General features: G+C 69.4%; 6 protein-coding genes. 3 read left to right on the plus strand and 3 right to left on the minus strand.

Features of this window, described 5'->3' with window-relative positions; genetic code table 11:
- The 3 genes from IFT89_RS19525 to IFT89_RS19535 all read right to left on the minus strand — a co-directional run.
- Positions 1–189: hypothetical protein (locus IFT89_RS19525; RefSeq protein ID WP_202939803.1), on the minus strand; the 189-nt coding region annotated here is incomplete at its 3' end.
- The gene (gene pyrE, locus IFT89_RS19530) at positions 189–737 is read right to left on the minus strand and encodes an orotate phosphoribosyltransferase (protein WP_175116436.1); all 549 of its coding nucleotides are present in this window, start codon (positions 735–737) and stop codon (positions 189–191) included. The genes pyrE and IFT89_RS19525, both read right to left, overlap by 1 nt.
- A 161-nt stretch (positions 738–898) precedes the next feature.
- Complete coding sequence (locus IFT89_RS19535) at positions 899–2,455, minus strand: amino acid permease (RefSeq protein WP_194643795.1); 1,557 nt, start codon at positions 2,453–2,455, stop codon at positions 899–901.
- Positions 2,456–2,694: 239 nt separating this feature from the next.
- On the opposite strand from IFT89_RS19535, the gene IFT89_RS19540 reads away from it, so the two are divergent.
- From IFT89_RS19540 to IFT89_RS20880, 3 genes are all read left to right on the plus strand, one after another.
- Complete coding sequence (locus IFT89_RS19540) at positions 2,695–4,062, plus strand: glutamine synthetase family protein (RefSeq protein WP_202939804.1); 1,368 nt, start codon at positions 2,695–2,697, stop codon at positions 4,060–4,062.
- Positions 4,049–4,885: a gamma-glutamyl-gamma-aminobutyrate hydrolase family protein gene (locus IFT89_RS19545; protein ID WP_202939805.1), complete on the plus strand. Its 837-nt coding sequence runs from the start codon at positions 4,049–4,051 to the stop codon at positions 4,883–4,885. The genes IFT89_RS19540 and IFT89_RS19545 overlap by 14 nt, the downstream gene beginning before the upstream one ends.
- A partial coding sequence (locus tag IFT89_RS20880) for an aldehyde dehydrogenase family protein (RefSeq protein ID WP_202939806.1) occupies positions 4,882–5,030 on the plus strand: 149 nt, incomplete at its 3' end. The genes IFT89_RS19545 and IFT89_RS20880, both read left to right, overlap by 4 nt.

Genomic DNA, 5,030 nt, shown 5'->3' on the forward strand with positions numbered 1-5,030 from the left:
CCGGTCGTCGTCGTCAGCGGGCACCGGAGCGACGGCTGCCGACGGCTGCTCGTCAACCGCGTCGGTGGTGGGCTGCGTCTCGATCGCCTCCGTGTCGTCGGCGTCGAGCTGCGAGAGCAGCCAGTCGGTTCCGTCCGCGGGTTCGTCCGGCAGCCCGGCCCCGCCGCGTCCGGTTCCGTCGCTGGACATCAGACGAGTCCCAGGTCTTCCAGGCCGATCGCGGCCAGGTACTGGTAGCCCGCGGCCTCGATGATCTCGCGGGCGCCGGTCGCGCGGTCGACGACGACGGCGACGGCGACCACCTCGGCTCCGACCTTCTCGAGCGCCTCGGCAGCCTTGAGCGGTGACCCGCCGGTGGTCGAGGTGTCCTCCAGCACGATCACGCGCTTGCCCTGGAGGTCGGGGCCCTCGACCTGCTTGCCGCGACCGTGGTCCTTCGGCTCCTTGCGGACGACGAACGCGTCGTACGTGAGTCCGCGCGCGGCACCCTGGTGCAGGATCGCGGCGGCCACCGGGTCGGCACCCATGGTGAGGCCACCGACCGCGAAGACGTCGGGGACGTCGGCGATGAGGTCGATCATGACCTGCCCGATGAGGGGCGCGACGCGGTGGTCGAGACTCACCTTGCGGAGGTCGACGTAGTACGTCGCCTTCTTGCCGCTCGTCAGGGTGAAGTCACCGTGGAACACGGCTTCCGCCGAGATGTGGTCAATGAGCTGAGCTCGTGCGTCCGTCACGCCGACGAGTCTACAAGCTGTGACCCCCATCGCCGCAGTCGCCCGGATGGGGGCGGTCCGCGTCACCGAGGCAGGAGAGCCCCGGCGTGTCGGGCACGACTCGCCGGGGCTCGGGACGCGACGCCGCCACCGGTCTGCGTCGGGGCGGCTGCGTCCGGGGGTCAACGCGCGGTGCCGGAGCCCGGGTCCTCGGGACGGTCGGCTGCGAGCAGCTCAGCCTCGGTCGCGCCGCCGTAGCCTTCGGTCTCCGGGTCGCCGTGCAGACCGCCCGAGACCGCGTACTCCTCCTCCGGTGACATGACGAGCCGGTGGCGACCCCAGACCGCGAAGGCGACCAGCATGACGACGTAGACGACGACGATCGCGATGATCGCCGGGAGGAACGTCGGGTTGAGCAGGAAGCCGACGAAGATGAGCGCGGCGATGACGGCTGCGATGACCGCCCCCGGCACACCCCACGGGCTGACGTAGGGCCGCTTGGCGTTCGGGAACTTCTTCCGCAGCAGCAGGAACGCGATCATCTGCATGAGATACGCGAGCACCGCGCCCCAGACAGCGATGTTCAGCACGATCGCCCCGGCGACGCCGCCTGATCCGCCGGCCGCGTCGACGATGAGCAACGCGATGAACCCGATGATCGCCCCGGCCACGAGGGCCACCCACGGCGTCTGCCGCTTGCCGGTGAGCGAGAGGAACCGCGGGTAGTACCCGGCGCGGGACAGCGAGTACATGTTGCGACCGTAGGCGAACATGATGCCCTGCAGCGAGGCGAGGAGCCCGATGAGGGCGAAGAGGGCGAGGACCGCCGCCGCACCGTCACCGACGATGGCCCGGAAGCCGTCGAGCAGGGGCTCCCCTGCCGTCCCGGTCGCCTCGGCACCGATGACGCCGGTGTTGAGGAAGAGGACGAGGAGGCCGGTCACGATGAGCGTGCCACGAGCCCAGAACCCGGCCTTCGGGATGTCGCGCACCGGGTTGTGGGACTCCTCCGCCGCGAGCGGCAGCTCCTCGATGCCGAGGAAGAACCACATCGCGAAGGGCAGGGCGAACAGGATCGGGAGGACACCGTGCGGCAGGAACTCGGTCTGGCCCGCGTCGGGGGCGATGTCGAACAGGTTGGCCCAGGCGAACTGGCCGGAGAAGATCGCCATCGCGGAGAAGACGAGCAGGATGCCGATGGAGATGATCGAGACGACGATCGCGAAGCGGAAGGAGATGCTCGCTCCCGCGGAGTTCAGCGCGATGAACGCGACGTACAGGATCGCCCACCACACGGGCGACGGCATGGAGAAGCCGAGCAGCTCGCTCGTGATGGCGTCGGCGTAGGAGGCCGAGAAGTACACGATCACGGCCGTGGTCGCGACGTACTCGATGGTCTCCGCGAGGCCGGTCACGAATCCGCCGAGTGGTCCCATCGCCGCTCTCGCGAAGGAGTAGGCCCCGCCGGTGTGCGGCATCGCCGCGGCCATCTCCCCGATCGAGAAGATCATGCCGTAGTACATCGCGACGAGGATGACGAAGGCGATGAGCATGCCGCCGAACCCGGCGAAGTCGATGCCGAAGTTCCAGCCGGAGAAGTCGCCCGAGATGACCGCCGCGACGGCGAGGCCCCAGAGGCCCCACACCCCGGCGGACCGCTTCAGGCTGCGTTTCTCGAAGTACCCCTCGCCGGCCGCGGTGTAGGTCACCCCGGAGATCTTGCGCGTGTCGTCAGCCATCGATGCGTCCTGTCGCTCGGGTTGCGCGCTCGTCGGGCTCGCACAACGTCCTCAGATTCGGTTGGCCCGACTCTAGGACCTGCAATGGTCGCGTGTACATACCTTTGTGGGGAAATTCATCTCGGAAATGCTTCGATCCGCTGGAGGTGCTGTGATGTAATGGTCGGGTTCGCGACCTTTCAGTTCTCCATCGAGGCAGAACGCCGACGACGGGTCCCCCGGATCAACGAGGAGCTGCCATGCACCCACGCTCAGGAAACCTGACGCTCGAGGAGCTCACGACGGCCGTCGCCGCGCGCGAGATCGACACCGTGATCCTCGCGTTCACCGACATGCAGGGCCGACTCGTCGGCAAGCGCGTCTCGGCCCGCCTCTTCGTCGAGGACGTCGCCGAGCACGGGGCGGAGTGCTGCAACTACCTGCTCGCGGTCGACGTCGAGATGAACACGGTCGACGGCTACGCGATGTCGAGTTGGGAGCGCGGCTACGGCGATATGGCGATGATCCCCGACTTCTCGACCCTCCGCCTCGCGCCCTGGCTGCCGGGCACGGCCATCGTCACCGCCGACCTCCAGTGGCTCGACGACGCCCCGGTGGTCGCTTCGCCCCGCCAGATCCTCATCGCCCAGCTCGAACGGCTCGCCGAACGCGGCCTCGTCCCGTTCGTCGGCACGGAGCTCGAGTTCCTCGTCTTCGACGACACCTTCCGGGAGGCCTGGGCGAAGGACTACACGAAGCTGACCCCCGCCACCGACTACAACATCGACTACGCGATCCTCGCCTCGACCCGCATGGAGCCTCTGCTGCGCGACATCCGCAACGCCATGGACGGCGCCGGCATGTACTGCGAGGGCGTCAAGGGCGAGTGCAACCTCGGGCAGCAGGAGATCGCGTTCCGCTACGACCACGCCCTCGTCACCTGCGACAACCACTCGATCTACAAGAACGGGGCGAAGGAGATCGCCGACGCCCACGGCAAGAGCCTCACGTTCATGGCGAAGTTCGACGAGCGCGAGGGCAACAGCTGCCACATCCACATCAGCCTCCGCGGCGAGGACGGTTCGGCCGTGTTCGCGGACCCCGACGCGCCCGACGGCATGTCGAAGCTCTTCCGGCACTTCCTGGCCGGGCAGCTCGCCGCGATGCGCGAGCTGACGATGTTCTTCGCCCCGAACATCAACTCCTACAAGCGCTACGTCGACGGCAGCTTCGCCCCGACGGCCGTCGCCTGGGGACACGACAACCGAACGTGCTCGCTCCGGGTCGTCGGCCGGGGGCTCGGCATGCGCGTCGAGAACCGGGTGCCGGGCGGCGACGTCAACCAGTACCTCGCCGTCGCAGCACTCATCGCCGCCGGACTGCACGGCATCGAGAACGAACTGGAGCTCGAGGACCCGACCAGCGGCAACGCGTACACGGGCGGCGCGCCCCGCGTCCCGACCTCGCTCCGGGAGGCGGCCGAGCTCTTCTCGCAGTCGACGATCGCCCGCGAGGCCTTCGGCGACGAGGTCGTCGACCACTACCTGAACTTCGCGAAGGTGGAACTCGCCGCCTTCGACGCCGCGGTGACGGACTGGGAGCGGGTGCGCGGCTTTGAACGCCTCTGACCCGAACGTCCCAGCGACCGACCCGCCCGTCTCGAGCGCTCCACTCATCGGCATCACGACCTACCTCGAACAGGCCCAGACCGGGGTGTGGGACGTCCCGGCGTCCTTCCTCCCCAAGGTGTACCTCGACGCCGTGACGGATGCGGGTGGGATCGCGGTCCTCCTCCCACCCCAGCCCGTCACCCGTGCCGTGGCCGCATCCGTGCTGGCCCGCCTCGACGGCCTCATCGTCTCGGGTGGCGCCGACGTCGACCCCGGCCTGTACGGTCAGGTCGCCCACCCGCGCACGGGTCGGCCACGGACCGACCGGGACGCCTGGGAGGAGGCGCTGCTCACGGCGGCGATCGACGCCGAGCTGCCGTTCCTCGGCATCTGCCGTGGCGCGCAACTGCTGAACGTCGCGCTCGGCGGGACGCTCGTCCAGCACCTCCCCGACCTCGTCGGCGACGACTCCTTCCAGCCCGGCGAGGGCGTCTTCGGGCCGAAGACCGTCGCGATCGACGCCGACTCGCGACTGGCCGCGCTGCTCCGGCAGGACGACGACGAGCTCGACGTGCACGTCTACCACCACCAGTCGATCGACCGCGTCGCCGACGGGCTCGTCGTCACCGCTCGCACCGAGGAGGGCGTCATCGAGGCGGTCGAGCTGCCGACGGTCCCCTTCGGTCTCGCCGTGCAGTGGCACCCCGAGGAGGAGGCGGCCGACCGGCGTCTCTTCGCCGGGCTCGTGGACGCCGCGCGTCGACACCGCGACGCCGGGACCACCGCAGGACGCAGCACCAGCACCACACCCGGCACCGAGAGCAGGAGCACCACACCGTGAGCTACACGATCCTCAATCCGGCGAACGAACACGTCGTCACGACCGTCGAGCACCTCGACCTCGCCGAGACGGACGCCGCCATCGCCCGCGCCGCCGTCGCCCAGCGGTCCTGGGCGGCCGTCAGCCCCGCCGACCGCGCCCAGGC

This window comes from Plantibacter sp. CFBP 13570 (assembly GCF_014841395.1).
In the GTDB taxonomy this organism is placed as follows: domain Bacteria; phylum Actinomycetota; class Actinomycetes; order Actinomycetales; family Microbacteriaceae; genus Plantibacter; species Plantibacter auratus.